We start from the raw sequence: 25,981 nt of genomic DNA on the forward strand, positions 1-25,981 counted from the left end.
ACGAGCCGGGACCGGCCCGCGTGACCAGTCGCACCCGCCGGACCCCGCAACGGCTCGACAAGCACCGACCTTGCCGCAGCCCGCGAGCAAGGGGCGCATGCCATCGAGGGCACCCGTGGCCCGTCCGCAGCGCCCGGTACAGACGGAAGGCACGCTCGATTCGCAGTGGGATCGCAAACTCAAATCCGGCGCGCTGGCGCCCGATTTCACGCTCGATCTGCACGGGCATGGCCTCGATGCCGCCTACGATCGTCTGATGGGCGGTGTCGCGCAGGCGCGTGCGATAGGCGCACGGACGATATTGCTGATCACCGGCAAGCCGCGTCCCGTCGATCCGGCAGACCGGGGCACGAAGCGCGGGGCAATCCGCGCCAAGGTGCTCGACTGGCTGGCGGCCAGCGAGCATCATGGCGCGATCGCCGCGGTCCGCCGCGCGCATATCCGCCACGGCGGCGAGGGCGCGCTCTACATCGTGCTGCGGCGCGAGCGCTGACTATTTGGCGGGCGCGGGTTCGCGGAGGTCCTCTTTCGCGTTCCTCTCGCCTTCGCCCTTCGCGAGCGAAGAGGTCGCCGGAACGCCCGTATAGCCCTTGATCGATACGGCGCTGGCCATGCCGGGCGCGTCGGATTTGCCGCCGACGAGGTCGCGCGTGGCCTTCTCGATGCGGTCGCCGATGGCTTTGTCGACGTTGCGCCAGTAATCGAAGGCGCGGACGAGGATCGCTTCGCTGACGCCGTCGGCCAGATGCCCGGCGACGTTGTCGACGAAACGGTCGCGCTGCGCGTCGTCCATCACCTCGCGCACCAGCGCGCCCGCCTGGCTCCAGTCGTCGTCGTCCTCGCGCAGCGTGTAGGCGGCACGGACCATGTCGCCGTCGCTCATCCAGGTGGCTTCGCCGCCGACCTGTGGCTCGGCGCCAGCGCCGCCATAGGAATTGGGCGCGTACACCGGATCGACCGCGTTGACCGTGCGGCCCTTGCCCGCGCGGGAATAGGAATGCACGTCGGCGTTCTTCGCCGAATTGACCGGGATCTGCTTGTAATTGACCCCCAGCCGGGCGCGGTGCGCGTCGGCATAGGAGAAGCCGCGGGCGAGCAGCATCTTGTCCGGGCTGAGGCCGATGCCGGGCACCATGTTGTTGGGCTCGAAGGCGAGCTGCTCGATCTGCGTGTCCCAATCGACCGGGTTTTCGGTCAACGTGAGCTTGCCGACTTCCATCAGCGGATAGTCGTCATGCGGCCAGACCTTGGTCAGGTCGAACGGGTTGATGCGGTAGGTCTTGGCGTCCTCGAACGGCATCACCTGCCATTTAAGCGTCCAGCTCGGATGGTCGCCCTTCGCAATCGCATCGAACAGGTCGCGGCGGTGATAATCGCCGTCCTGCCCGGCCATTGTGTCGGCTTCGTCCTGTGTCAGATGCGCATTGCCGTCGCCCTGATCGCTGTGCCAGTGGAACTTGACCCAGAACTTCTCGCCGTCCGCGTTCACCAGCATGTAGGTGTGGCTGGAATAGCCGTTCATCTCGCGCCAGTTCTTGGGGATGCCGCGGTCGCCCATCAGATAGGTGACCTGGTGCGCGCTTTCGGGGCTCAGCGTCCAGAAATCCCACTGCATGTCGTGATCGCGGAGGCCATTATCGGCGCGGCGTTTTTGGCTGCGGATGAAGTGCTGGAATTTGAGCGGATCGCGGATGAAGAAGATCGGCGTGTTGTTGCCGACCATGTCGAAATTGCCGTCTTCGGTGTAGATCTTGACCGAGAAGCCGCGCGGGTCGCGCCAGGTGTCGGGGCTGCCGCGCTCGCCGGCGACGGTGCTGAAGCGAACCGCGGCTTCCGCCTTGGCGCCGGGCTGGAAGATCTTCGCCTTGGTATATTCGCTGACGTCGGCAGTGGTCTCGTAATGGCCGAAGGCGCCCGAGCCCTTGGCATGCGGCTGGCGCTCGGGAATGCGCTCGCGATTGAAGTTCGCCATCTGCTCGATCAGGTAGTGATCGTTGAGCACGATCGGCCCGTCGCGGCCGACGGTCAGCGAATGTTCGTCGCTCTGGACGCGGATACCGGCATCGGTGGTGGTGTAGGGGATTTTCTTGTCGGCCATGGAGACGATCCTTCGCGCTGGGGGCTTGCTGAACCTACGCCGCGCCCGGTTCCCCGTTCCTGCGAATTAACAAGCGCCCAAGATCGCTTTTGGCGATCATGAAAAAAGCCCCCGGCAACCGTGGCTGCCGGGGGCTTCGCGTACCCGAAGGACTCGTTGCGGTCCTACTTGGCGTATTTGGCGTATGCGAGGTCGAAGCGGTCGGCTTCCATGACCTTGGTCCAGGCCTTGACGAAGTCGCGCGCGAACTTCTCTTCGTTGCCGTCCTCGGCATAGACCTCGGCCACGGCGCGCAGCTGGCTGTTGGAGCCGAAGACGAGATCGGTGCGCGTGGCGCGCCATTTCTCGTGGCCCTTCAAGCGGCAGCGGCCGATGAATTCCTCGTCGCCGCTCTCGTCGACCACCTCCCAGGCCGTGCCCATGTGGAGCAGGTTGACGAAGAAGTCGTTCGACAGGACGCCCGGATTGTCGGTCAGCACGCCGATCCGATGGCCGTGCTCGGCGTGGTCGCTGACCGCACCCAGCGCCCGCATGCCGCCGAGCAGGGCGGTCATCTCGGGCACCGACAGGCCGAGCAGGTCGGCCCGGTCGATCAGCATGTCCTCGGTCTTCACGTGCGCCTTGGTCTTGAGGTAGTTGCGGAAACCGTCGGCGAAGGGCTCGAGCGGCTCCCAGCTCTCGGCATCGAACTGGTTTTCGGTGGCATCGCCGCGCCCGGTCGAAACCGGCACCTCGATGTCGAAGCCGCCGTCCTTGGCCGCCTTCTCGACCGCCGCAGCGCCGGCCAGCACGATCGCGTCGGCCATCGACAGATCGCCGCGCAGCTCATCGAGCTTGCTCAGCACCTTGCCCAGCTCTTCCGGATCGTTGACCGCCCAGTTCCTGATCGCATCGAAGCGGATGTGCGCACCGTTGGCGCCGCCGCGATGGTCGGACTTGCGATAGGTCGAGGCCGAGGCCCAGGCCGCCTTGACCAGCTCGCGCACCGAGAGGCCGCTGTCGAGCACCTTGGCCTTGAAGTCCGCAACCGTGCTGTCCGAAGCTTCCTTGCCGGCGGGGATCGGGTCCTGCCAGATCAGCTCCTCGCTCGGCACGTCGGGGCCGAGATAACGGACCTTGGGCCCCATGTCGCGGTGGGTCAGCTTGAACCACGCGCGGGCGAAGGCATCGTCGAGCGCCGCCTGGTCGTTGAGGAAACGCTCGGAAATCTTGCGGTATTCCGGATCGCGCTTCAGCGCCATGTCGGCGGTGGTCATGATGGTCGGGACCTTCTTGTTCGGGTCCCGCGCGTCGGGCGCCATGTCGGCTTCTTCCGGGTTCACCGGGGTCCACTGCTTGGCACCGGCGGGGCTTTCCGTCAGCTCGTATTCGTATTTGAACAGCAGCCGGAAATAGTCGTTGCCCCACTGGGTCGGGTTGGGAGTCCACGCGCCCTCGATGCCCGAGGTGGTGATGTGGCCCTTGCCGATTTCCTCGGGGTCGGTCAGCCAACCGAAGCCCATGGTGTGGAGGTTCTCGCCCTCGGGCGCCTTGCCGAAGGTGTCGGCGGGCTTGGCGCCGTGGCACTTGCCGAATGCGTGGCCGCCGGCGGTGAGCGCCACCGTTTCCTCGTCGTTCATCGCCATGCGGGCGAAGGTCTCGCGCATGTCGCGCGCCATGCCCTCGGCATCGTGCGGATTGCCGCCCGGACCTTCGGGGTTGACGTAGATGAGGCCCATCTGGATCGCCGCGAGCGGGTTCTCGAGCGCCTTGCCTTCCTCGGGAATGATGCGGGTTTCGACGCCCTCGTCGACCCACTCTTCCTCGGTGCCCCAATAGACGGTCTCGGGTTCGAACACGTCCTTGCGGCCGCCGCCGAAGCCGAACACCGGGCCGCCCATGCTCTCGATCGCGACATTGCCGGTCAGCACGAAGAGGTCCGCCCAGCTGATATGCTTGCCGTACTTCTTCTTGATCGGCCACAGCAGGCGCCGCGCCTTGTCGAGATTGCCGTTGTCCGGCCAGCTATTGAGCGGGGCGAAGCGCTGCTGCCCGCTGGAGGCACCGCCGCGCCCGTCGCCGGTGCGATAGGTGCCCGCCGCGTGCCACGCCATCCGGATGAAGAACGGGCCGTAATGACCGTAGTCAGCCGGCCACCATTCCTGGCTGTCGGTCATCAGCGCGGTGAGGTCTTTCTTCAGCGCATTGTAGTCGAGCGCGTTGAACGCCTCGCAATAATCGTAGTCGTCGCCCATCGGGTCGACGGTCTGGCCATGCTGGGTGAGCGGGCCGAGGTCGAGGCTGTCGGGCCACCAGTCGCGGTTGGTGCGGCCGAACAATGCGCGCATGTCGGCACCGCCGGTGAAGGGGCAGCCGCCGTCGATTGAACCTGTCTTGGCGTCCATGATCTCTGTCTCCTCGTTTGTTGAATGTCTGCGACTCGCCAGATAGGCGCTTCGCCTGCATTTTCCGCGTAGCAAACGGCGGCGCGAGCACGAAACGCGATAGTCCGATTGGGCTAAGCGAATAAATCAATCAGAGCGGATTGATTGAGGGAATCGATGAGGCCTGCGCGTCGGATCGCGGCGTTTTAGCGTCTGGAATTGGGGTGGGAAGCGGTCGTTCTGTGCTAAGCGAGAATACCAGTGTGTTCGAGCAGGATACCGGTTCCGATCGCCACCAGGCCCAACCCACCGATAAACTCGACCACAGGTCCGAATTTCACGCCGACGAGCCGTCCAAGCATCAGTCCGGCTGTCGCTAGAACGAAGGTCGTCAACCCAATGGCAAGCGCGACCGAGACGATATTCACATCGACGAATGCCAGAGTAACACCAACCGCCGCAGCATCGATACTCGTCGCAAAGGCAGTGAGAATGAGTGCGAGCATTCCTCTCTGTTTCGGAGGGACCTCAGTGTTGTCGGGGAGGTTGTGCGCTGTAAGCTGCCGCCCCGCTTCCACAGCCATTTTACCACCTACAAGACCGAGAAGGCCGAAAGCGATCCAATGGTCGACGGCCGTGATATAGGCGCTCGCGGCAAGGCCGAGCGCCCATCCAAGCAGGGGGGTGACCGTTTCGATCACACCGAACACCAGACCACCCTTGGCCGCCTGTAGCAGCGACGGTTTAGTGCTCGCGCCACGAGCCATCGCGGCGGCACAGGCGTCGGCAGACATGCTGAATGCGAGAACGGTAATCGATAGCGGCGACATCAAAGGGCTCCGCCGGGCACAAGACAGCACGCTCCGAGACGCCCGGAAGGTCTCGGATGCGCTGGTCTCGCTAGGCGGCAGAAGCCGCTCTCTGCACCATGCGCCACGACGCAAGTGTGTTGACGCAGAGCCGACTAAGGTCGGAAGCTACTCCCCAACGGGGCTGCACCTAGCGCCTATCCGAAACGTCTGCAACGGGGTCGTTTGCGGACATTCCGTTCACCCACACTGCGCCCGGTGCAGCAGCTTGTGGTCAGCCAGCACCAGTGCCATCATCGCCTCGACCACGGGGGTGCCGCGGATGCCGACGCATGGGTCGTGGCGGCCCTTGGTTCGCACCTCGGCCGCGTTGCCGTCCCGGTCGATGCTGGCGACGGGGGTGAGGATCGAACTGGTCGGCTTGAAGGCCACGCGCACCACGACCGGTTGCCCGGTGCTGATCCCTCCCGCGATCCCGCCCGCGTGATTGGCGGCGAACTGCGGGCCGTCTTTGCCCGGCGACATCGCGTCGGCATTCTCTTCGCCGGTCAGCCGCGCCGCGCCGAAGCCGTCGCCGATCTCGACGCCCTTGACGGCGTTGATCCCCATCATCGCACTCGCGAGGTCCGCGTCGAGCTTGGCATAGATCGGTGCGCCCCATCCGGCGGGCACGCCCCTGGCGACGCATTCGACCACCGCGCCGAGGCTCGATCCGGCCTTGCGGGCTTGGTCGACCAGCCCCTCCCAGCGCTGCGCCGCCGCCGCGTCGGGGCACCAGAAGGGATTGCGGACGATCGCGTCTGCGTCGAAATTCGCCGGGTCGATGCTATCGCCGCCGATCTCCGCGACATAGGCCATGATGCGCACCTCCGGCACCACCAGCCGCGCCACCGCGCCCGCCGCCACGCGGCTGGCCGTCTCGCGCGCGGAGGACCGCCCGCCGCCGCGATAGTCGCGAAAGCCGTATTTCGCGTCGTAGGCATAATCGGCGTGGCCGGGGCGGTAGGTGTTGGCGATCTCGGAATAGTCTTTGGATCGCTGGTCGGTGTTCTCGATCAGCAGTGAAATCGGCGTGCCAGTGGTGCGGCCCTCGAAGACACCGGAGAGGATGCGAACCGCGTCCGCCTCTTTGCGTTGGGTGGTGAAGCGGCTCTGTCCCGGCTTCCTCGCATCGAGGAACGGCTGGATGTCGGCCTCGCTCAACGCCAGCCCAGGCGGGCAGCCGTCCACCACCGCGCCGATGGCGGGGCCGTGGCTTTCGCCCCAGGTGGTGAAGCGCAAGACGCGTCCGAAAGTGTTCCAGCTCATCGGACGTTTCATAGCGCCGGACCGTCGCCTGTCGAGGCGGAGCGCGCGATTGGTTTTCCTACTCGCGGCCAGCCTGCCATACGATTTCGGTGAATGGCTTTCTCGCGCACACGCATTCCGGCATTGGTCCCGAAGGGAGATGTGTATCTCCCGGCAGCTTTTCCTCTTCAGGACCGTGTAACACCTGTAACACCGTTCAGGCTGGCACAGCCGGGAATGAACGCAACGCCGCGCTGGTCAAACGGCTGCCGCTCGGGCAGGAACAAAGCATGATTGCCAAACTCAAGGGCCTGCTCGACGAAACCGGTGCCGACTGGGCGGTGATCGACGTCGCCGGGGTCGGCTATCTCGTCCACTGTTCGAGCAAGACGCTCGCCGCGCTGGGCGAGGTCGGAGAAGCCTGCACGGTCTTCACCGATCTGCAGGTGAGCGAGAACGATATGCGCCTGCTGGGCTTCGCCGAGGCGGCCGAGCGCGACTGGTTCCGGCTGCTGACCCAGGTGCAGGGTGTCGGCAGCAAGGTGGCGCTGGCGATCCTCTCGGCGCTCTCGACCGGCGAGGTGCAGCAGGCTTGCGCGAACGGCGACGCCGCGATGGTGGCGCGGGCGAACGGCGTCGGGCCCAAGCTTGCCGGGCGTATCGTCAACGAACTGAAGGACAAGGCCGGTGCGCTGCCGGGGGGTGGCATGACCGGGACAAGCGCGGCACCTGTTTCCGGGGCCAGCGCCGACGCGGTCAGCGCGCTCGAGAACCTCGGCTTCAAGCCCGCCGTCGCCGCCCGCGCCGTCGCCGCAGCGCAGGGCGAGCTGGGCGAAGGCGCGAACGAGGGCGAACTGATCCGCGTGGCGCTCAAGAGGGCGGCGGGATGACCGACCCCGTTCCCCTCCACGCCCCCGCCCGCCAGCCCGAGGACCCGGACGCGGCGCTGCGGCCCAAGTCGCTCGCCGAGTTCGTCGGGCAGAGGGCCGCGCGGGAGAACCTGCGGGTGTTCGTCGAAGCCGCGAAGCGCCGCGGCGAGGCGTTGGACCATGTGCTGTTCTTCGGCCCGCCGGGGCTGGGCAAGACCACGCTGGCGCAAATCGTCGCGCGCGAGCTCGGCGTCGGCTTTCGCGCCACCAGCGGCCCGGTGATCGCAAAGGCGGGCGACCTCGCCGCGCTGCTGACCAATCTCGAGGCGAACGACGTTCTCTTCATCGACGAGATCCACCGCCTCAATCCGGTGGTCGAGGAAGTGCTCTATCCGGCGATGGAGGACCGCGCGCTCGACCTCATCATCGGCGAGGGGCCGTCGGCGCGTTCGGTGCGGATCGACCTGCCGCCCTTCACCCTGGTCGGCGCAACCACCCGGCAGGGGCTGCTGACTACGCCCTTGCGGGACCGCTTCGGCATTCCGGTGCGGCTGACCTTCTACTCGGAGGACGAGCTGCTGCGCGTGGTGACGCGCGGAGCGGGGCTGCTCGGCATGGCGATCGACGAGGGCGGGGCGCGCGAGATCGCCCGGCGCAGCCGCGGCACGCCGCGCGTCGCCGGGCGGTTGATGCGCCGGGTGCGCGATTTCGCCAGCGTGGCGGGCGATGGCAGGGTCACCGCCAAAGTCGCCGACGATGCGCTGACCCGGCTCGAGGTCGATTCGCTCGGGCTCGATGCGATGGACCGGCGCTATCTCACCATGATCGCGACCACCTACAAGGGCGGACCGGTGGGGGTGGAGACGCTGGCCGCAGGTCTCAGCGAGCCGCGCGACACGGTCGAGGAGGTGATCGAGCCCTATCTGATCCAGCTCGGCCTGATCGCCCGTACCGCGCGGGGCCGTTGTCTCAACGAGGGCGGCTGGCGGCATCTCGGCCTCGTTCCGCCAGGGGGCAATCGCCAGGAGGGTTTGTTCGACGAAGAGGGTTGAGACCCGGGTAAGGATTGCCGCAGAGGTGGTCCCGCAACGGGACAGCGCCGGCGAAGGGCTCGCAAACCTGCGAAAAATTTACTTTTTGGCACAAGAACGCAAAGGTAAACGCGAGTGGAACCCATCCGGGGATTCGCTGGCAGGGGTTTCAAAAAGTAGCCGGCAGATGACGTCGGTCGCATTCGTGAAGGTGGATCAGCAATGTCGGTCAAAGCAGCACTCGCCAAATTGTCGGCCACCGCAGCGGGGGGCGCGCTACTTGCTGGCGGTGCTGTCCATGTGGCGGAAAAGCCCATCACCGACGCGCCGTCTTACAAATCGGCGAAGGGCGCCAAGACCGTCAAGCCGCGCTACGTCAAGCAGGCCAAGCAGGCTCCGCGCAAGGTTCCCAGCCGCCCGGCGGCCCGGGTGATCCCGCGCCAGGCGGTCTGCGTTCCCGCGACCTCGCCCGAGGCTGCGAACCAGCCCGACAATATCTGCCCGCCGGTGTACCGCACCGCGCTGGCGCCCGTGCCGGTCCCGCCGCTGCCCGCCGCAGCGCCGATCTCCGGCGGGGGCGGCGCGGTGCGCTCGATCCCGAACGTCGGGTACGGCGGCGGTTTCGGGGGCGGCTTCGGCGGCGGCTTCTTCGGCGGCTTCTTCGGGGGCGGATCGAGCGGCGGCAGCGTGGTTGTGAACACCACCAACAATCTCTCGCAGGAACAGGGCCAGGGGCAGGACCAGGGCCAGGGGCAGACGACCAGCGGCCAGCCAGGCTCGACCACCACGACCACGACGACGACGACCAGCGGTTTCGACGGCGACATCGACATCGATATCGAGAATTCGAGCGGGGGTTCGTCGACCTCCACATCGACCGGGCAGGTCTCGACCTCCACCGGCCAGGTTTCCACGTCCACCGGCCAGGTCTCGACCTCGACCGGAACCGTGACCAGCTCCTCCTCGACCTCGACGAGCACGGGCAACGTGACCAGCTCGGGCGACATCAGTCAGGAGCAGAACCAGGGCCAGAGCCAGGAGCAGAACCAGTCGACCACCACGTCGACCTCGGGCAACATCACCTCGAGCACGAGCTCCTCGACCAGCACCTCGAGCTCGTCATCGACCAGCTCCTCGACCTCGTCCTCGACAAGCTCATCGACGAGTTCGTCGACCAGCGGCTGCAACGGGTACAAGAACTGCACGGGCTCCTCGACCAATTCGTCGACCAGCACCACCAGCGGCACAGAGGTTCCCGAGCCGCCGATGATGGCGCTGTTCGGGCTCGCCGCCTTCGCGCTGCTGCGCCGGCGACGCCGGCCCGCCAACGCCTGACCCGCACCGGGCGGTTCCGGTACGACCTACAAGAAAGGGCGGCGCTCCCGAACGGAGCGCCGCCCTTCTGCTATCTGCGGAACGAAATTCCCGCGCCGGTCAGGCCGCGAGATTGCGCAGCACGTAGTGCAGGATGCCGCCGTGCTTGTAGTATTCCATCTCGTTGGCGGTATCGATCCGGCACTGCGCGGTGAAGCTGGCCTTGCGGCCGTCGCCGTGGGTGACCTCGACCTCGACATCCTGGCCCGGCGTCAGATCGGCCAGTCCGTGGATGGTGAAGGTGTCGTCGGCGCCGAGGCCGAGCGACTGGCGAGTTTCGCCATCCTTGAACTGCAGTGGGAGCACGCCCATGCCGATCAGGTTGGAACGGTGGATTCGCTCGTAACTCTCCACGATCACGGCACGCACGCCGAGCAGGATCGTGCCCTTCGCCGCCCAGTCGCGGCTTGAGCCGGTTCCGTATTCCTTGCCGGCGATCACCACCAGCGGAGTGCCGTCTTCCTTGTGCTTCATCGCCGCATCGTAGATCGGCATCTGCTTGCCCTGATAGGTCGTCACGCCGCCCTCTACGCCGGGCACCATCTCGTTCCGGATGCGGATGTTGGCGAAGGTGCCGCGCATCATCACCTCGTGATTGCCGCGGCGGCTGCCGTAGGAATTGAAGTCCGCCTTCGCGACCTGGTGGCTCTTGAGGTATTCGCCGGCCGGGCTGTCTTCCTTGATCGATCCGGCCGGGCTGATGTGGTCGGTGGTGGTCGAATCGCCCAGGATCGCCAGCGGCTTCGCATCGACGATGTCCGCGACGGGCGCCGGGGTCATCTCCATGCCCTCGAAATAAGGCGGGCTGGCGATGTAGGTGCTGCCAGGCTGCCAACGATAGGTGTCCGACGCCTCGACATTGATCGCGCGCCAATGCTCGTCGCCGTCGTAGACGTTGGCATAGCGGCTCTCGAACATCTGCCGGTCGATATTGGCCGCGCGATGGTCGGCGATCTCCTGATTGCTCGGCCAGACATCGGCAAGCATCACGTCGTTGCCCTGCTGGTCCTGGCCGATCGGGCTGTCGGTGATGTCTTCGGTGACAGTGCCGAGGATCGAATAGGCGACCACCAGCGGCGGGCTGGCGAGGAAGTTGGCGCGCACGTCGGGCGACACGCGGCCTTCGAAGTTGCGGTTGCCGGACAGCACGCTGGCGGCGACGATGTCGTTGGAATTGATCGCCTTGCTGATCGGCGGGGCGAGCGGGCCCGAATTGCCGATGCAGGTGGTGCAGCCATAGCCGACGAGGTCGAAGCCCATGGCGTCGAGATCGTCCTGCAGTCCGCTCTTCACCAGATAGTCGGTCACCACCTGCGAACCCGGAGCGAGGCTGGTCTTGACCCAGGGCTTGGGCTTCAGCCCCTTTTCCCGCGCCTTCTTGGCAACGAGTCCGGCGGCGATCAGCACGTCGGGATTGGAGGTGTTGGTACAACTGGTGATGGCGGCGATGACGACGTCGCCGTCGCCGATGTCGTGGTGGGCGTCGTCGACCGCCACACGGTGCGGCTTGTCCTTGCCGTACACCGTCTTGAGGTCGGAATTGAACAGCTCGTCCACCTCCGGCAGCGCTACCTTGTCCTGCGGGCGCTTGGGTCCGGCGAGGCTGGGGACGACGCTGTCCATGTCGAGCTCGAGCGTCTTGGTGAACACCGGTTCGTTATCCGGTTCGAACCACATGCCCTGCTCGCGGGCATAGGCTTCGACCAGTTCGAGCGTATGTTCGTCGCGGCCCGTCAGGCGCATGTAGTCGATGGTCTTCTCGTCGATGCCGAAGAAGCCGCAAGTGGCACCGTATTCGGGCGCCATGTTGGCGATCGTCGCGCGGTCGGCAAGGCTGAGATTGGAGACGCCCGGCCCGTAGAACTCGACGAAGCGGCCGACCACGCCGACCTTGCGCAGCATCTGCACGCAGGTCAGCACCAGATCGGTTGCGGTCACCCCTTCGGCCAGCGCGCCGGTCAGCTTGAAGCCGACGACTTCGGGGATCAGCATGGAGATCGGCTGGCCGAGCATCGCCGCCTCGGCCTCGATCCCGCCGACGCCCCAGCCGAGCACGCCGAGCCCGTTGATCATCGTCGTGTGGCTGTCGGTGCCGACGCATGTGTCCGGATAGGCCACCGGATTGCCGTCCGGATCTTCCGACGACCACACGCCCTTGCCGATGTATTCGAGGTTCACCTGGTGGCAGATGCCGGTGCCCGGGGGCACGGCGGAGAAGTTCTTGAAGCTCTTGGACCCCCACTTGAGGAAGTCGTACCGCTCCGCGTTGCGAGCGTATTCGAGCTCGACGTTCTTCTCGAAAGCCTTGGGGTGGCCGAACTCGTCGACCATCACCGAGTGGTCGATGACGAGATTGACCGGCACCTGCGGATTGATCTTGGCGGTGTCGCCGCCGAGCTTGGCGATCGCATCGCGCATCGCGGCAAGATCGACCACGCAAGGCACGCCGGTGAAATCCTGCAACAGCACGCGCGCCGGGCGATACTGAATTTCCTGGCCGGTGGCGGGGTTCTTCTGCCAGTCGGCGATCGCACGGATGTGCTCCTCGCCGACGGTGAATCCGCCATCCTCGAAGCGCAGCATGTTCTCCAGCAGGACCTTGAGGCTGAAGGGCAGCCTCGACACGTCGCCGATCTTTTCTTCCGCCTTGGCGAAGGAGTAATAGGCGTAATCCTTGCCACCGACGCTGAGGGTGGAGCGGGTTCCGAGCGTGTCCTGGCCGACCTGGGTCATGCGTGCTTCTCGTCCTTTCGAAAATGAAGCCGCATTGCTTGTCTTCGCAGGTGCGGCGAATGTGCAGCGCACCTGCGCGTTGGAGCGGAAAATTGCAAGGGTGCGAATCGGGATGGCGCACCCGCTCCCGGGTCAGATCGCGCTCTGTTCGGTACGGCGGCGGGTGGTGGCGATCAGGCATCCGATCACGATCAGGAAGGCACCCGCTCCCGCGGTGGGCGTAACGGTCTCGTCCAGCAGCAGCCAGCCGAATAGCGAGGCCCACAGGAATCCCGAATATTCGAGCGGCACCAGCACCTGCGCCTCGGCCCGCGCATAGGCCCAGGCGAGCATCAGTGCTCCGCCGACCGTGAGGACCGCGGCCGCGGCAACGTCGCCGAACACGGCGGAATCCGGAACCACGAACAGAAACGGTGCGGCGAGGAGATAGACCAGGCTGGCGATGCCCATGTAGAAGGTGGCGACTTCCACCGGCCGGGCGATCATCGCCTGCTGCTTCTGCAGCACCAGGTTCCAGGCGTAGAGCAGGGCGGAGACGATGATCGCGGCGAGCCCGATCGCCGTGTCCTCGTTGAGATTGCCGCGGCCGAACTTGCCGCCGACGATCACGACTACGCCGCCGAGACCTAGGATCGCACCCCAGACTGCGCGCGGCCGGACCGCCTCGCCCAGCAGCAGGCTTGCAAGGTAGAGCGAGATGATCGGCGCGATGAAGGAGATGGCGATCGTCTCGGCGAGCGGCAGCTTGGTCAGCGCGAGGAAGAAGGTCAACGCCATCAGCGATCCGACCGCGCCGCGCTTCATGTGCACCTTGAGAGCGGCGGGCCCGGGCCATTTCGGCCTGCCGGCGAGCCATATCGGGGCGATGATGGCGAAGGCCAGGGCGGCCCGCAGCAGCGCGGCCATATAGGCCCCCACCGCGAGCGAAGCGTTTTTCATGTAAGCGTCCATGAGCGAGAGCAGGGCGATGCCCACGGCCGTCGCCAGGACCGGTCGAAGCACGGGGCCGAGCGGCGAGGCGGTCTGGCTCATCGGCGCCCCGTAGCCAAAGACCGCGGCCCCGTCATCAATTCAGCGAGGGCTAATGCGTTGCACTGGAATATGAACCCCACAACCTGTAGATTGTCCTCGCACTTGCGAACGGTGGATATGATGAAGACGCTTTACCTCACGACCGCGGCGACAGCAGCCTTGATGGCTGCAGGCGCTGCCGTGGCGCAGCCGGCCAACCTGCTTCCGGAAGAGCCGCCCAAGGTTCGCGAGGAACTGCCCGACTACACCCAGATGCGGGCCGATCAGCCTCGCCCTGCCACGCCTCGTCCTGTCACGCCTCGCGATGCCCAGCGCCCGACGGTCGAGCAAAGTTTCGACGGAGTGGTCTTCAAGCCTTCGGAAGCGGTGCAGGAGGTTCCTTCGCTCGAAGGCGAATGGAGTGTCGCGAATGCGCAGAAGCTGCTCGCCTTCATTCCCACGGTCGCTGCCGAGGGACTGGTGCCCGCGGATTACCACGCCGACGAGCTTCGCGCGGCGATCGACGCCGGCGAAGGGCCCGCGCTCAACCGTGTGGCGAGCGAGATCTTCGTCTGGCTGGTCGAGGATCTGCGCGACGGGCGCACGCCGATGGATGCGCGCCGGCAATGGTTCGTTGTCGATCCCGATCCCGATGTGCTGCCAAGCGCCACCATGCTCCAGCGCGCCCTGGAAAGCGGCGATGTCGCGGGTACGCTGACCGATCTCAACCCGGTCCATCCCGACTATGCCAAGCTGCGCGACGCGCTGGCCGCGACGCCCAAGACCGATACCAAGCGCCGCAAGCTGATACGCGCCAACATGGATCGCTGGCGCTGGCTGGGGCAGGACCTCGGCAAGCGCTACCTCCTCACCAACGTGCCCGAATACAAGGTGCGCCTCACGGTCAACGACCGGATCATCAAGAGCTATCGCACGATCGTCGGAAAGCCCGGCCGCACCGCCACGCCGCAGCTCGCGGAGATGGTCGAGGGCGTGATCTTCAACCCGACCTGGACGGTGCCGCAGAGCATCGTGAAGGGCGAGGGGCTGGGCGCCAAGGTGCTGGGCAATCCGGGCTGGGCGCGGGCCGCGGGATACACCGCGACCAAGGGCCAGAACGGCTGGGTGACGGTCGTCCAGCAGCCGGGCCCGAGCAATTCGCTGGGGCTGATGAAGCTCGACATGCCCAACGAGCATGCGATCTTCCTCCACGATACACCCGCCCGCAACCTGTTCGCGCAGGACAATCGCGCGCTCAGCCACGGCTGCGTGCGCGTGGAGGGCGCGCGAGAGCTGGCCATGACCATGGCGATGCTCGGCAATGCCACAAGCAAGGACGACATTCCCGCGATCCAGGAAGAGGTGAGCGCGATCACCGGGAGCGGGGAGTACACCCGCTATCCGCTGCAGAACCAGTGGCCGGTGTACATCACCTATTTCACCATCGCCTCCGACACCGACGGCAAGCTCGCGACCTTCAGCGACATCTACGATCGCGACGCGCCGGTGCTGGCCGCGCTCGATGCGCCCCGTGTGCGCGAACGCGCGCGCGAGACGAGCGAAGAGGTGATCGAAGTGGTCGACGATCCTCGCGCGACGAGCGAGGCGTGAGGCTCAATACACGCTCGGATTGACGCGTTCGAAAGTGCCGTCGGGCCGCTGGCGGATCAGCGGCTGGAGGTCGGTGGTCGTCGGCGCGGCGGGCGGGCTGACCACCGAACCGTCCTCGGCGAAGCCGTAGCTGCCGGCGATCAGCAGCCGCCCGCCCGATAGGTCGATCAGCGCGCGGTCGAACTGCTCCGGCCCCATCGCGAAACAGCCGTTCGAGCGGCCCAACCGCCCCCACCGCGCGACATGCTCGGGCGTCGCGTAGTCGGCCTGATGCATCACGATGGCGCGGGGCAGCGCGTTCGAATTGGTCGGGTCGAGCCCGTCGAGCCGGATCGAGGTGCCGAATTTGCCGACATACCAGCTGCGCGTCATGTAGGCGCCCGAACTGGTGCAGTGGCTGCCTTCCTCGTTCGAATAGCGGTTGAGCCAGCCGTCGTGCTCGGGATCCGATCCGTCGCCGTGGCTGACGTGGTAGCTCGCGACCTTGCCGTTCGTCAGGTCGACGAAATGGAAGCGCCGCTGCGCGGAGTGGAGCCCGAAATCCGCCACCCCGACGATATCCTTGCGCCAGATGGTGTGGCCGGCGGCGGCGATCCGGTCGATCTCGTCGCGGGCCAGCGCCAGCAGCCGGGCATCTCGCGCGGCGAGCGGATCGGCCTGCGCCAGTGCGCGCGGGGCCAGCGCCATCGTCGCCGCGGCGGCCACGCCCGATTTGAGAAGCTCGCGTCTCTTCATGCTGTCAGCCTACCATATCAGCGTGGATCGAAGGTGAACGCGCGAAGCGGGCGTTCGTCTCGGCCATCGCGATCATCGAGCGGGCGTGGCGTTCGCCGACCACGCGCGGATCGCTGCCGTAACCGCCGCCCAGCGCGCTGGCGATGGGCAGCCCCCGCCGCCGTGCCTCGCCGACGACGTAGCGGTCGCGCGCCGCGAGCCCCTCGTCGCTCAGCGCCAGGCGCCCGAGACGATCATCGACATGCGGATCGACCCCCGCCTGGTAGAGCACCATGTCCGGTGCGAAATCGTCGAGCACGCCCGGAAGGTGGCGTTCCAGCGCCGCCATGTAGCCCTCATCGTCGGTGCCGTCCGGAAGGGGCACGTCGAGGCTCGAGCGGGCCTTGCGAACGGGGAAGTTCTTCTCCGCATGGAGCGAGAGGGTGAACACGTCCTCGCGCCCCGCGGTGAGCGCGGCGGTGCCGTCGCCCTGATGGACGTCGCAATCGACGATCAGGATGCGCCTGATTGCTTTGGCCGCATCGCCCTCGGCGATCAGCCGGTTGGCGGTGACGGCGAGGTCGTTGAACACGCAGTAACCCGCCCCGGTATCGTGCAATGCGTGATGGCTGCCCGCGGCGCTGTTGGCGGCATAGCCGTGTTCCATCGCCAACCGGGCGGCGAGCCATGTGCCGCCGTTGGTGTGCCGCACCCGCTGGGCGATGTGGGGAGTAACCGGAAAGCCGATCCGCCGCTCCTTCTCGCGCGGAACCGCGGCGCGCAGCACCTCGTCGACATAGGCCGGGTCGTGCACCGCCTCGAGCCATTGGCGCGGGCAAGGCTCGGGCGCATGTTCGGTGATCGGATAGCCGCTCTCGCGCAGCGCCACCATGACCGCCATGTACTTGTCGAAGCGGAAGCTCCCGCGAGTCGGCGCGGGAGCCATGTAGTCGGCGTGGTGGACCACGTGGAGCAAGCTACTCCGCCGCCACCCTGTGCGGATCGAACGCCTCGGCCTCGCCGGCCTCGATCGCGGCGGCCTTCTGCTCCACCAGCCGGACGATGTGGTCGAGCATGTCGCCGTCCTGCACATGGTGGTCGGTCACGCCGGAGAGGTAGACCATGTGCTTGCCCTTGCCGCCGCCGGTGATGCCGATATCGGTCTCGCGCGCCTCGCCCGGGCCGTTGACCACGCAGCCGAGGACCGAGAGGCTCATCGGCGTCTTGATGTGTTCGAGCCGTTCTTCCAGCGCCTCGACCGTGCGGATGACGTCGAAGCCCTGGCGGCTGCAGCTGGGGCAGGAGACCACGCGCACGCCGCGGGTGCGCAAGCCCAGCGCCTTGAGCATCTCGAACCCCACCTTCACCTCGCGCTCGGGCTCGGCGGAGAGGCTGACGCGGATGGTGTCGCCGATCCCGGCCCACAGCAGGCTGCCGATACCGATCGAGCTCTTGACCGTGCCGCCGATCAGTCCGCCCGCTTCGGTGATGCCGAGATGCAGCGGGCAATCGACCGTTTCCGCCAGCGCGTGATAGGCGGCGACCGCGAGGAACACGTCGCTGGCTTTCACCGCCACCTTGAATTCGTGGAAATCGTGGTCCTGCAACAGCTTGATATGGTCGAGCGCGCTTTCGACCAGCGCCTCCGGGCAGGGCTCGCCGTATTTCTCGAGCAGGTCGCGCTCGAGGCTGCCCGCGTTGACGCCGATGCGGATCGCGCAGCCATTGGCCTTGGCGGCGCGCACCACTTCGGCCACCCGCTCGGACGATCCGATGTTGCCGGGGTTGATGCGCAGGCAGGCCGCGCCCTTGTCGGCGGCTTCCAGCGCGCGCTTGTAGTGGAAGTGGATGTCGGCGACGATCGGGACGTTCGCGGCGCGGGTGATCTCGTCGAAGCGCGCGGTCGATTCCTCGGTCGGGCACGAGACGCGGATGATGTCCGCGCCCGCATCCTCGCAGCGGCGGATCTGGTCGATCGTCGCGGCGACATCCTCCGTCGGGGTGTTGGTCATGGTCTGGACGCTGATCGGCGCATCGCCGCCGACCGGCACCTTGCCGACCATGATCTGTCGCGATGGGCGGCGCTCGATGCTGCGCCAGGGGCGGATTGCGTTCATGTGCCTGATCGCCTGCGTGTAGGACATGGACCGGGTGTTACACGGTCCTGAAAAAGAAAAACCGATGGGCCGACAGCGCCGGCACCGGCCCGCATATGGCCCCCGTGCTGCGGTTTTGCGACCTCGAACATGGTTTGGCCTTTAGCACCGCTTGCAGCCGGTAGGAAACCGGTGCCGATTGCGGCATTGATAGCATCATGAACCAGACACGCGACGATGCCGAACTCGATGGCCCCATGTTGTTCGGGCGCGTGCTCGATGGCCAGGGCGGGGGCCGGCCGATCGACTGGCGCCAGGCGCAAGACTGGCGGCCCGCCGCGCCGGGCGAGGTGCTGTGGGTGCATCTTTGCCGCGACCGCCCCGGAGTGCAGCAATGGCTGGAGGTGGAGCTCGGTGTCCCCGAGCCCACCGCCGAATTGCTGACCAGCGACGAGACCCGCCCGCGTGCCTTTCGCGAGGGCACCACGCTTGTGGCGACACTGAGGGGGATCAACTTCAATCCCGGAGCCGAGCCCGAGGACATGATCTCGATGCAGCTGTGGTCCGACGGCAGCCGGCTCGTCACGCTGCGCCGCTTCCCGCTCCAGACCCCGCGCGAGGTGCTGGCGCTGATCGACCGCGGACAGGGGCCGCTCGATGCCGGAGCGACGGTGACGCTGCTCGCCGAACTGCTGATCACCAGGATGAGCCAGGCGATCGTCGACATGAACCAGGTGCTCGACGATCTCGAGGACGAGGACCCCGACGACGATCCGGAGGGCATGCTCTCGCGTATTTCGGGCATCCGCCGCAACTGCCTGGCGCTCAAACGCCACATGGCGCCCCAGCACGAGGCGCTGGAACAGATCGCCCGCGATGCGCCGGCCTGGTTCGAAGACCACGACCGGCGCGAGATGGCCGAGAGCATCGCCCGGCTGCGCCGCTATCTCGACGATATCGACATCAGCAAGGAAAGCGCGCTGGTGCTTCAGGACGAGTTGCGCGCCCGCAGCCTCGCCAGCAGCGAACACGCGACCTACATGCTGACCATCGTCGCCGGCATCTTCCTGCCATTGGGCTTCCTCACCGGGCTGTTGGGTATCAATGTCGGCGGCATGCCGGGGGTGGACGATCCGCGCGCTTTCTGGATCGTCGTGATCCTGTGCATGGGCGTGCTGGTCGGATTGATGCTGCTTTTCAAGAAGTTGCGCTGGCTATGAGGGCAGATGCCTAGGGGCTTTTCCGCAGCCCCGGATTAGGCCGGTTCACCATGTCTTTCCCCTATTCCGGTGCCGCATCGGAACAAGGGTCACGACATGCGACACAACACACTGCTTCTTGCCACGATCGGTCTCGCCGCGGCCGCGCCGGCCTCGGCGCAGACCTCGGTGACGCTGACCGGCATCTCGCTCAACAGCTGCGTGCTCAGCGTCTCGCTGGGCGGGCAGATGGTTGCGGACGCCAGCGGCACCACGATGCGTTCGGACACCGGCACCGGCGCCCGGTCCGCCACGCTCGCGGTGACCGCGCTCGGCGTATCCCCCACGATAACCTTCGCAACGCCGACGCTGGCCGCCCCGTCCGGATTCACGGCCGACAGCGTGCAATATGCCTACCGGGTGAACGGCACCGGCCAGTCGCGCGCCTTCGGCACTGCCAGCGCGACGGCGACCACGCGGCTGATCGACGTCGTCGCCATCGACGGGCTGATCACCAGCGCCACCGGCTTTCCGGAAGGCACCTACACCGAGACGGTGCAGGTCACCTGCGGGCAATGAGCGTGCCCGGCCGCCTCGGATCGATCGGAGTGCTGGCGGGGCTGATTGCCGCCCCGGCGCTTGCCGTCGGGCTGTCGCCGCTGGCCAAGGAGGGGCTGACGGCGGGGCCGGCGAAGGCGTTCTACCTGACCGTCATCAACCCCTATCCGCAGCCGCGCGAGTTCCGGCTCTACGCCGAGGGGGAAGGCGGCGGCGCTCCGCTCGACATCCTGCCCGCCAATCCGACCATCAAGGGCGAAGGGCAGCGCCGGGTCACGGTGATCCTGCGCGATCTGGACCCCGGCGAAATTCGCGAGACGCGCATCTGCGCCGAACTCGCCAGGCAAGAGGGGATGATCCATGCGCGCGTATGTTCCAGGCTGCTTGCTCGCCGTGTCGCTGTTCGCGATTAGCGCGCCCGCGCAGGCGAACGACGGAGTGTTCCTGCCGCCCGCGCCGCAGGGCTCCGGCGGAGAGGATTCGATAGAGACCGCCGAAGGCACGCGCTGCCGGCAGTCGATCAATTCGAGCGGGCCCTATCTCGATGTCGGCGTTACCGGGCGCAGCGGGTCCGAACTGCCCGAGCCGCCGGAAGGCTCTACCTTCTTCACCTATCCGCAGGACCGCGACCGCGAGGCGCTGGCCTATGTGCGGATGACGATCCCGCTGGGCCGGCGGCCGGAGCGGATCGACTGCAGCCGGCTCTACGAACTGGAGATCGCGCGGCTGCGGCAGGAGGTCGAGTTGCTGCGGATGGCGGCGGAATAGGCGCGGATCAGTAGGCGAACCGCTCGCCGACCAGCTTTTCGGACAACGCCCACAGCCGGTCGGCGGCGTCGGGGTCCAGAGCATAGCTGCGCACGCCGCCGCTGGTGCTCGCGTCGTCCACCTCCGCCACATGGCAGTCTTCGGCATAGAGGCCCCCGCGTCCCTCCAGCTCCTCGGCGGTGGCGACCCAGCAGGTCGTCGCCGCGCCCTGCGGCACGGTCTTGAAGCCGCTCGGCTCCTCGCCGCTCTCTTCGGCACTCTTGCGGATGCGGTCCATCATCCAGGCCATGTCCTCCTCGGTCATGTGGCGGCCGAGGTTGGTCATGATGCCGCCTGGATGCAGCGCGTAGGCGTGGATCCCCTTGTCCGCGAGCCGCTTCTCCAGCCCGACCGCGAAGAGGATATTGGCGGTCTTGGACTGGCCGTAGGCGGCCCATTTCTCGTAGTCGCGCTTCTCGTAATTGGGATCGTCGAGATCGACCGGCGCGAAATGGTGCCCGCGGCTCGAGAGGTTGACGATGCGCGGCCGCTCGCCCTTCTCGACCAGCGGCATCAGCAGATTGGTCAGCAGGAAATGGCCCAGATGGTTGGTGCCGAACTGGGTCTCGAACCCGTCTTCCGTATGGCCCAGCGGCGGAGCCATCACCCCGGCATTGGCGATCAAAACGTCGATCTTGGGGAAGCGGGCCTTGGCCTCCTTCGCGGCCTTGCGGACGCTGTCGAGGCTGGCGAGATCGCAGACCAGCGTGTCGATCCTGGCTCCGGTCTGCTCGGCGATTTCGTCCGCCGCGGCGGAGAGCTTGGTTGCATCGCGGCCGGAGAGGATCAGATGCGCGCCCTTTGCTCCCATGGCCCGCGCGGTCTCCCGGCCGAGGCCGGAATAGGCGCCGGTGATGAAGACGGTGCGCCCCGAAAGGTCCTGGTCCGCGAGAACCTCGTCGGCAGTGGTCTCGAAACCGAAATTGCTCACCTGTCTCTCCTCGACGAACGAAGGGCGCGGGAACTCCTGTCGAGTCCCCGCGCCCTGTTAGCGGCCCCGCGCTGGTCCGTCACGCGCCGGGAGGAAGCGGATCCTCGTCGGTCGAAGCGGCGGGCTTGCGACGGCTCGCCGGAGTACGCGCCCTCGTGGTCGTGGTTCCGGTCGGCATGGAACCGCCGCTCATGCTGTCGTCCATCTGCTCGAGCTTGCGCGCCGCCCAGTCACGGCCACCGAGCCCGAAGGCGAGAGCGAAAGCCACCGAGAGACCGGCGACGATGATGGTGAGCGCCGTGCCGGGGATCATGCCGCCGATGCCGGTGAACTGCAGGCCCATGAAGACGAACAGCACGATGGTGGCCCACTTGACGATCATCGCCGCGCTGCTCTCGCCGGTCTCGCCGCCGATCAGCCGGGCGAGCAGATTGGCGATGAAGAAGCCGAAGGCGATGACCACCGCGCCGAAGATGACGCGGCCGCCCAGTTCGAGCAGCTGGTCGAGGATCGCGGTCAACTCGGGGAAACCGAGCAGCCGGGTGGCGGCGATGGCGAAGAACAGCAGGATTGCCACCTGCACCACCCGCGCGATGATGGCCGAGGCGGTGGTGGTCTCGCCGACCATTCCCGTTTCCGCCAGCGCCCGGTCGACGCCGAGGCCCGGCAGCACTTCTTTCAGCACCTGGACCACGAAGCGGCTGACGACATAGCCGATGCCGAGCAGGATCGCCGCGCCGATGATGTTCGGGATCGCCGCGAAGATGCGGCGAAGCATGTCGGACGCCGGGCCGGAAATGCTGTCGATGGCGAGCACGTCGAGCGCCATGATGGCGACGAAGATCACCACCACCGCATAGACGATCGTCGCGATCGTGCGGCTGATCGTGGTGTTGCCGGTGACGTTGTCGACCCCGCCGCGATTGGCCCATTTGTCGAAGTCGATCGTCTGCAGCGTGGTCTGGACGATGTCGCGCAGGATCCGCGCGACCATCATGCCGATGAAGAAGATGATGCCGGCGGCGACGATACGCGGGATGTATTCGACCACATTCTCGAGCAGGCTGTCGACCGGGCCGGCGACGCTGCCAAGGCCGAGAACGGTGAGGAGGACCAGCAGCCCGAACAGCCAGATCAGCAGCGAAACGATCTTGCCCAGCGATTCGCCCAACGTCGTGCCGCCGCCGGTGTGCCGGCGAAAGAAGGAGACCTTGTCGACCAGCTGCGCAAAAGCCCATTTGGCCGCCCGCGCCGCGGCCCAGGTGACGAGCAGGACCAGTATGGCCAGTCCGGCCTTCTCCAGGACCTGCATCGCGAGATCCTGATCGTAGCGGTAATTTCCTATGCGCATGAAACCTCTCCCCTTCGGTTCTTGCCCGGCCGCGCGCATTCGGACCGCGCGGCCTTCCCGGGTCATCAATGGGGGATTGAGTGCAAAGGTTCCCGTGCTATCCCGAAGCGATGACAGCACTTTCCTCCCGTTTCGCCGCGCTGTGCGCCGCTTTTGCCATCCTGATCGCCGCGCCCCTTGCGGCTCAGGAAGCACCCAAATGGTCCTTCGCCATCCACGGCGGCGCCGGGACGATGAGCCGCGAGGCGATGACGCCCGAGCGGCGGGCGGAATACGAGGCGGCGCTGCAGGCCGCGCTCGACGCCGGCGCGGCGGTGCTGCGCGAAGGGGGCAGCGCGATGGACGCGGTCGAGGCGGCGATCCTGCTGATGGAGGACGACCCCAAGTTCAACGCCGGCAAGGGCGCGGTCTACACCTGGGAGGGGCGAAACGAGCTGGACGCGGCGGTGATGGACGGGCGCGACCGTTCCGCCGGGGCGGTGACCGGGGTGACGCGGGTGAGGAACCCCATCCTGCTGGCACGCGCGGTGATGACGGACGGGCGGCATGTCTTTCTGTCCGGAGCGGGCGCGGAGGAATTCGCCCGCGACAAGGGGATCACCGCGGTCGATCCCGCCTATTTCGAGACCGACGCCCGGCGCGAGGCGCTCGAGCGGATGAAGGCCGAGCAGGTCTCCGCTCTCGACGTCGATCTCAAGTTCGGCACGGTCGGGGCGGTGGCGCTCGACCAGGCGGGCAATCTCGCCGCGGGCACCTCGACCGGCGGGATGACCGGCAAGCGCTGGGGCCGGATCGGCGATGCGCCGGTGATCGGCGCGGGCACTTATGCCGACAACCGCAGCTGCGCGGTCTCGGCCACAGGCTGGGGCGAATATTTCATCCGCGTCGGCGTGGCGCAGGAAATCTGCACCCGGCTGCGGCTGAGCGGCAGGCTCGCGCTCGACGAATTCGCCGAAGCGGCGAGCGCCGACGACGAGGTCGGCAGCGCCGGGGGCGTCGAGAATGTCGCGCTGACCGAAGGCCTGGTCCAGAGCGTCGCCGACGATGTGATGGCCGAGGTCGCCGAACTCGGCGGCGACGGCGGGGTGATCGTCCTCGCCCCCTCGGGCGTGGCGGTGTTCAGCTTCAACACCAGCGGCATGTACCGCGGCCGCGCGACCAGCGAGGGCGTGAGCGAAGTCGCGATCTTCCGCGGGGATTGAGGCCGCCGCGCTATCCCGCGGGCGGAGGCGTGACGGCCGCGGCGAGGGCGGTTCCGATAGCGGCAAGAACGCCTTCGGACTGCGGGTCCATATCTTCATGGACCTCCTTCGCCAGGTAATAGGCGGCGAAGGTCAGCGGACTCCTGCCCGGCGGCACGGCATAGCCGATATCGACATAAGCGCTGCCCATGCCTTCGCTCATCGCGGTGCCCGTCTTGTCGCCTGATCGCCAGCCTTCGGGCAGGCCCGCGCGAACCCGCCGCGCCCCGGTTTGCGTTTGCGCCATCCATCCATGCAGACGGTACGCGCCGGCCGGGCTCAGCACGTCGCCGTAGAGGATGGCCGCCACCGTCCGCGCCATGGCATCGGGCGTGGTCGTATCGCGGACCTCGCCCGGAGGGACGTTGTTGAGCGCCGGCTCGGTCCGGTCCAGCCTGCTGACGGGATCGCCCGCTGCGCGCCACCAGGCGGTCAGCGCCGCAGGACCGCCCAGCTCGCGCAGCAGGACGTTCGCCGCGGCATTGTCGCTGGTGATCTGGGTCGCTTCCGCCAGTTCGAGGAAACTCGCCCCTTCGCCCAGCCGGCGCGTGGTGAAAGGCGAAACCCACATCAGCTCGTCCTGTGTCCAGCGTAGCACCCGATCGCCGTCGATCTCTTCGCGGGCGGCGAGATCGACCACCATCGCGGCCAGCGATGCCTTGAAGCTGGAGCAATGGGGAAAGCGCCGATCACCGTTCCACGACGCCGATGCGCCGCTTGCGGGATCGAAGATGCAGGCACCCATCGTGCCGGGCGACTCGCCCGCCAATCGCGCCAGCCTTTCGTTCAGATCGGTCGCCCAGTCAGATGCGGCAGCGGTTCTGCCCGTGGTCCGCACCGGCGTGCATGCCATCATCGCGAGGCTGCCGGTCGCGGCGACCAGTTCGCGCCGGCTCAGCCGCCCGCCGGACACCCGGTTCATCCGCGTTTCCTCGCCTGGGCGTAGCTGCCGAGAAGCTTCACGCTGTTGCAGTGGAATTCCAGCTCCTCCAGCGCGCGGTCGACCCGCGCATCGCCCGGTGCGCCTTCGATATCGGCGTAGAACATCGTCGCCGCGAAGCTCGCGCCCTTCTGGTAGCTTTCGAGCTTGGTCATGTTGACGCCGTTGGTGGCGAAGCAGCCGAGTGCCTTGTAGAGCGCCGCGGGCTGGTTCTTCACCTCGAAGACGAAGGTGGTCATCGCCTCGCCTTGGTCGATCGCCGCCGGGTCGCGAGGCTCGCGCGCCAGCAGCACGAAACGCGTGGTGTTGTCGTGCGCGTCCTCGACTGCGTCCTCGATGATTTTCAAGCCGTAGAGTTCGGCCGCCATCGGCGGGGCAAGCGCGGCGATATCGGGCTGGCCGCGCTCGGCGACATGGGCCGCGGCCCCGGCGGTGTCGGCATAGGCCATGGGAACGATGCCGCGCGCCAGCAGATATTCGCGCGATTGCCCGAGCGCCTGCGGGTGGCTGTAGGCGGCTTCGAAGGGGCCGTCGCTCAGCGCCATCAGCGCGTGGGTGATCGGCATGAAATGCTCGGCGACCATGGCAAGGCCGCTCTCGGGCAGCATGAAGTGGATGTCCGCCACCCGCCCGTGCTGGCTGTTCTCGATCGGGATCATCGCCGCACCCGCCGCGCCGGTCTTCACCGCATCGAGCGCGTCCTCGAAATTGTAGCACGGCAGCGGCAGTGACTCGGGCGCGAACTGCATGGTCGCCTGATGCGAGTTCGAGCCTGGCGCCCCGCCGAAGGAGATCGCCCGCGCCGGGTCCTGCGCCGCGGCGGCGCGCATCGAATCGACCATGGCGAGGGCGGGTTGTGGAAACTTGCGCATCGGCGGCGTGGGCTATCGGCGGGCGAGGCGATCGGCAAGGCCGTTTGCAAGGAGACCCGCATGGTGCTGCCGTGTGCACTTGCGTG

The 25,981-nt window shown here is 66.9% G+C and carries 23 protein-coding genes and 1 riboswitch; of the genes, 10 read left to right on the forward strand and 13 right to left on the reverse strand.

What is annotated here, in order from left to right:
• Positions 1–115 precede the first annotated feature (115 nt).
• A complete protein-coding gene (locus tag ACGHN1_RS03385) occupies positions 116–493 on the forward strand; it encodes a Smr/MutS family protein (RefSeq protein ID WP_390548325.1) in 378 nt (125 codons plus the stop codon).
• Here ACGHN1_RS03385 and ACGHN1_RS03390 read toward each other — a convergent pair whose 3' ends face one another.
• The 4 genes from ACGHN1_RS03390 to aroC all read right to left on the reverse strand — a co-directional run bounded on the left by ACGHN1_RS03390 (position 494) and on the right by aroC (position 6,578).
• Positions 494–2,098: a catalase gene (locus tag ACGHN1_RS03390; RefSeq protein WP_390548327.1), complete on the reverse strand. Its 1,605-nt coding sequence runs from the start codon at positions 2,096–2,098 to the stop codon at positions 494–496.
• Positions 2,099–2,262: 164 nt separating this feature from the next.
• The gene (gene katG / locus ACGHN1_RS03395; protein WP_390548329.1) at positions 2,263–4,482 is read right to left on the reverse strand and encodes a catalase/peroxidase HPI; all 2,220 of its coding nucleotides are present in this window, start codon (positions 4,480–4,482) and stop codon (positions 2,263–2,265) included.
• A gap of 224 nt (positions 4,483–4,706) precedes the next feature.
• Positions 4,707–5,255 carry a manganese efflux pump MntP family protein gene (locus ACGHN1_RS03400; RefSeq protein WP_390548331.1) on the reverse strand — a complete coding sequence of 183 codons (549 nt, stop codon included), beginning with the start codon at positions 5,253–5,255 and terminating at the stop codon, positions 4,707–4,709.
• Positions 5,256–5,286: 31 nt separating this feature from the next.
• Positions 5,287–5,454, reverse strand: a riboswitch (yybP-ykoY riboswitch).
• A gap of 56 nt (positions 5,455–5,510) precedes the next feature.
• A complete protein-coding gene (gene aroC / locus ACGHN1_RS03405; protein WP_390549755.1) occupies positions 5,511–6,578 on the reverse strand; it encodes a chorismate synthase in 1,068 nt (355 codons plus the stop codon).
• A gap of 269 nt (positions 6,579–6,847) precedes the next feature.
• Between aroC and ruvA the strand changes: the two genes are divergently transcribed.
• From ruvA to ACGHN1_RS03420, 3 genes are all read left to right on the forward strand, one after another.
• Complete coding sequence (gene ruvA / locus ACGHN1_RS03410; RefSeq protein WP_390548333.1) at positions 6,848–7,447, forward strand: Holliday junction branch migration protein RuvA; 600 nt, start codon at positions 6,848–6,850, stop codon at positions 7,445–7,447.
• A complete protein-coding gene (ruvB, locus tag ACGHN1_RS03415; RefSeq protein ID WP_390548334.1) occupies positions 7,444–8,478 on the forward strand; it encodes a Holliday junction branch migration DNA helicase RuvB in 1,035 nt (344 codons plus the stop codon). The genes ruvA and ruvB overlap by 4 nt, the downstream gene beginning before the upstream one ends.
• A 201-nt stretch (positions 8,479–8,679) precedes the next feature.
• Positions 8,680–9,792 (forward strand): PEP-CTERM sorting domain-containing protein, encoded by a 1,113-nt coding sequence (locus ACGHN1_RS03420; RefSeq protein ID WP_390548336.1) that lies wholly within the window; start codon positions 8,680–8,682, stop codon positions 9,790–9,792.
• 99 nt (positions 9,793–9,891) lie between these two features.
• Here the strand turns inward: ACGHN1_RS03420 and acnA are convergent, their stop codons facing one another.
• Both acnA and ACGHN1_RS03430 read right to left on the reverse strand, forming a co-directional pair.
• Positions 9,892–12,564 (reverse strand): aconitate hydratase AcnA, encoded by a 2,673-nt coding sequence (gene acnA / locus ACGHN1_RS03425; RefSeq protein WP_390548338.1) that lies wholly within the window; start codon positions 12,562–12,564, stop codon positions 9,892–9,894.
• Between the two features lie 132 nt (positions 12,565–12,696).
• Positions 12,697–13,596 carry a DMT family transporter gene (locus tag ACGHN1_RS03430; protein ID WP_390548340.1) on the reverse strand — a complete coding sequence of 300 codons (900 nt, stop codon included), beginning with the start codon at positions 13,594–13,596 and terminating at the stop codon, positions 12,697–12,699.
• Between the two features lie 117 nt (positions 13,597–13,713).
• On the opposite strand from ACGHN1_RS03430, the gene ACGHN1_RS03435 reads away from it, so the two are divergent.
• Complete coding sequence (locus ACGHN1_RS03435) at positions 13,714–15,186, forward strand: L,D-transpeptidase family protein (RefSeq protein ID WP_390548342.1); 1,473 nt, start codon at positions 13,714–13,716, stop codon at positions 15,184–15,186.
• A 3-nt stretch (positions 15,187–15,189) separates the two neighbouring features.
• Here the strand turns inward: ACGHN1_RS03435 and ACGHN1_RS03440 are convergent, their stop codons facing one another.
• Genes ACGHN1_RS03440 through ispG form a run of 3 tightly spaced genes read right to left on the reverse strand, consistent with a single transcriptional unit; the run spans position 15,190 to position 18,017 of the window.
• Positions 15,190–15,921, reverse strand: coding sequence for a murein L,D-transpeptidase catalytic domain-containing protein (locus ACGHN1_RS03440; protein ID WP_390548344.1), 732 nt, complete (start codon positions 15,919–15,921; stop codon positions 15,190–15,192).
• Between the two features lie 4 nt (positions 15,922–15,925).
• Positions 15,926–16,846: a histone deacetylase gene (locus ACGHN1_RS03445; RefSeq protein WP_390549757.1), complete on the reverse strand. Its 921-nt coding sequence runs from the start codon at positions 16,844–16,846 to the stop codon at positions 15,926–15,928.
• A 31-nt stretch (positions 16,847–16,877) separates the two neighbouring features.
• The gene (gene ispG / locus ACGHN1_RS03450) at positions 16,878–18,017 is read right to left on the reverse strand and encodes a flavodoxin-dependent (E)-4-hydroxy-3-methylbut-2-enyl-diphosphate synthase (RefSeq protein WP_390548346.1); all 1,140 of its coding nucleotides are present in this window, start codon (positions 18,015–18,017) and stop codon (positions 16,878–16,880) included.
• Positions 18,018–18,214: 197 nt separating this feature from the next.
• Between ispG and ACGHN1_RS03455 the strand changes: the two genes are divergently transcribed.
• The 4 genes from ACGHN1_RS03455 to ACGHN1_RS03470 all read left to right on the forward strand — a co-directional run bounded on the left by ACGHN1_RS03455 (position 18,215) and on the right by ACGHN1_RS03470 (position 20,521).
• The gene (locus ACGHN1_RS03455) at positions 18,215–19,216 is read left to right on the forward strand and encodes a zinc transporter ZntB (RefSeq protein WP_390548348.1); all 1,002 of its coding nucleotides are present in this window, start codon (positions 18,215–18,217) and stop codon (positions 19,214–19,216) included.
• 96 nt (positions 19,217–19,312) lie between these two features.
• Positions 19,313–19,774: a hypothetical protein gene (locus tag ACGHN1_RS03460; protein WP_390548350.1), complete on the forward strand. Its 462-nt coding sequence runs from the start codon at positions 19,313–19,315 to the stop codon at positions 19,772–19,774.
• Positions 19,771–20,166: a hypothetical protein gene (locus ACGHN1_RS03465; protein ID WP_390548352.1), complete on the forward strand. Its 396-nt coding sequence runs from the start codon at positions 19,771–19,773 to the stop codon at positions 20,164–20,166. Before ACGHN1_RS03460 ends, ACGHN1_RS03465 begins: the two co-directional genes overlap by 4 nt.
• 25 nt (positions 20,167–20,191) lie before the next feature.
• A complete protein-coding gene (locus ACGHN1_RS03470) occupies positions 20,192–20,521 on the forward strand; it encodes a hypothetical protein (RefSeq protein WP_390548354.1) in 330 nt (109 codons plus the stop codon).
• Positions 20,522–20,528: 7 nt separating this feature from the next.
• Here the strand turns inward: ACGHN1_RS03470 and ACGHN1_RS03475 are convergent, their stop codons facing one another.
• Positions 20,529–21,491, reverse strand: a complete 963-nt coding sequence (locus ACGHN1_RS03475; RefSeq protein WP_390548356.1) for an SDR family NAD(P)-dependent oxidoreductase — start codon at positions 21,489–21,491, stop codon at positions 20,529–20,531.
• Positions 21,492–21,570: 79 nt separating this feature from the next.
• Positions 21,571–22,842: a mechanosensitive ion channel gene (locus ACGHN1_RS03480; RefSeq protein ID WP_390548358.1), complete on the reverse strand. Its 1,272-nt coding sequence runs from the start codon at positions 22,840–22,842 to the stop codon at positions 21,571–21,573.
• A gap of 110 nt (positions 22,843–22,952) precedes the next feature.
• On the opposite strand from ACGHN1_RS03480, the gene ACGHN1_RS03485 reads away from it, so the two are divergent.
• Entirely contained in the window at positions 22,953–24,044 is a 1,092-nt protein-coding gene (locus ACGHN1_RS03485) for an isoaspartyl peptidase/L-asparaginase family protein (RefSeq protein WP_390548359.1), read from the forward strand.
• Between the two features lie 10 nt (positions 24,045–24,054).
• Here ACGHN1_RS03485 and bla read toward each other — a convergent pair whose 3' ends face one another.
• Both bla and ACGHN1_RS03495 read right to left on the reverse strand, forming a co-directional pair.
• Complete coding sequence (bla, locus tag ACGHN1_RS03490) at positions 24,055–25,005, reverse strand: class A beta-lactamase (RefSeq protein ID WP_390548361.1); 951 nt, start codon at positions 25,003–25,005, stop codon at positions 24,055–24,057.
• Positions 25,002–25,895 (reverse strand): prephenate dehydratase, encoded by an 894-nt coding sequence (locus tag ACGHN1_RS03495; RefSeq protein ID WP_390548363.1) that lies wholly within the window; start codon positions 25,893–25,895, stop codon positions 25,002–25,004. The genes bla and ACGHN1_RS03495 overlap by 4 nt, the downstream gene beginning before the upstream one ends.
• Positions 25,896–25,981: the final 86 nt, after the last annotated feature.

Origin of the sequence: Qipengyuania sp. MTN3-11 (assembly GCF_042851825.1) — a bacterium.
Taxonomy (GTDB): domain Bacteria; phylum Pseudomonadota; class Alphaproteobacteria; order Sphingomonadales; family Sphingomonadaceae; genus Qipengyuania.

What these genes read in the sequence shown, in the direction of transcription:
- ACGHN1_RS03435 (WP_390548342.1), top strand. Translation starts at nt 13,714, where the DNA reads ATGATGAAGACGCTTTACCTCACGACCGCGGCGACAGCAGCCTTGATG.
- ACGHN1_RS03430 (WP_390548340.1), bottom strand. Translation starts at nt 13,596, where the DNA reads ATGAGCCAGACCGCCTCGCCGCTCGGCCCCGTGCTTCGACCGGTCCTG.
- ACGHN1_RS03445 (WP_390549757.1), bottom strand. Translation starts at nt 16,846, where the DNA reads ATGGCTCCCGCGCCGACTCGCGGGAGCTTCCGCTTCGACAAGTACATG.
- ruvA (WP_390548333.1), top strand. Translation starts at nt 6,848, where the DNA reads ATGATTGCCAAACTCAAGGGCCTGCTCGACGAAACCGGTGCCGACTGG.
- bla (WP_390548361.1), bottom strand. Translation starts at nt 25,005, where the DNA reads ATGAACCGGGTGTCCGGCGGGCGGCTGAGCCGGCGCGAACTGGTCGCC.
- ACGHN1_RS03440 (WP_390548344.1), bottom strand. Translation starts at nt 15,921, where the DNA reads ATGAAGAGACGCGAGCTTCTCAAATCGGGCGTGGCCGCCGCGGCGACG.
- ACGHN1_RS03495 (WP_390548363.1), bottom strand. Translation starts at nt 25,895, where the DNA reads ATGCGCAAGTTTCCACAACCCGCCCTCGCCATGGTCGATTCGATGCGC.
- ACGHN1_RS03390 (WP_390548327.1), bottom strand. Translation starts at nt 2,098, where the DNA reads ATGGCCGACAAGAAAATCCCCTACACCACCACCGATGCCGGTATCCGC.
- katG (WP_390548329.1), bottom strand. Translation starts at nt 4,482, where the DNA reads ATGGACGCCAAGACAGGTTCAATCGACGGCGGCTGCCCCTTCACCGGC.
- ACGHN1_RS03480 (WP_390548358.1), bottom strand. Translation starts at nt 22,842, where the DNA reads ATGCGCATAGGAAATTACCGCTACGATCAGGATCTCGCGATGCAGGTC.
- aroC (WP_390549755.1), bottom strand. Translation starts at nt 6,578, where the DNA reads ATGAGCTGGAACACTTTCGGACGCGTCTTGCGCTTCACCACCTGGGGC.
- ACGHN1_RS03465 (WP_390548352.1), top strand. Translation starts at nt 19,771, where the DNA reads ATGAGCGTGCCCGGCCGCCTCGGATCGATCGGAGTGCTGGCGGGGCTG.
- ACGHN1_RS03485 (WP_390548359.1), top strand. Translation starts at nt 22,953, where the DNA reads ATGACAGCACTTTCCTCCCGTTTCGCCGCGCTGTGCGCCGCTTTTGCC.
- ruvB (WP_390548334.1), top strand. Translation starts at nt 7,444, where the DNA reads ATGACCGACCCCGTTCCCCTCCACGCCCCCGCCCGCCAGCCCGAGGAC.
- ispG (WP_390548346.1), bottom strand. Translation starts at nt 18,017, where the DNA reads ATGAACGCAATCCGCCCCTGGCGCAGCATCGAGCGCCGCCCATCGCGA.
- acnA (WP_390548338.1), bottom strand. Translation starts at nt 12,564, where the DNA reads ATGACCCAGGTCGGCCAGGACACGCTCGGAACCCGCTCCACCCTCAGC.
- ACGHN1_RS03455 (WP_390548348.1), top strand. Translation starts at nt 18,215, where the DNA reads ATGAACCAGACACGCGACGATGCCGAACTCGATGGCCCCATGTTGTTC.
- ACGHN1_RS03420 (WP_390548336.1), top strand. Translation starts at nt 8,680, where the DNA reads ATGTCGGTCAAAGCAGCACTCGCCAAATTGTCGGCCACCGCAGCGGGG.
- ACGHN1_RS03400 (WP_390548331.1), bottom strand. Translation starts at nt 5,255, where the DNA reads ATGTCTGCCGACGCCTGTGCCGCCGCGATGGCTCGTGGCGCGAGCACT.
- ACGHN1_RS03460 (WP_390548350.1), top strand. Translation starts at nt 19,313, where the DNA reads ATGCGACACAACACACTGCTTCTTGCCACGATCGGTCTCGCCGCGGCC.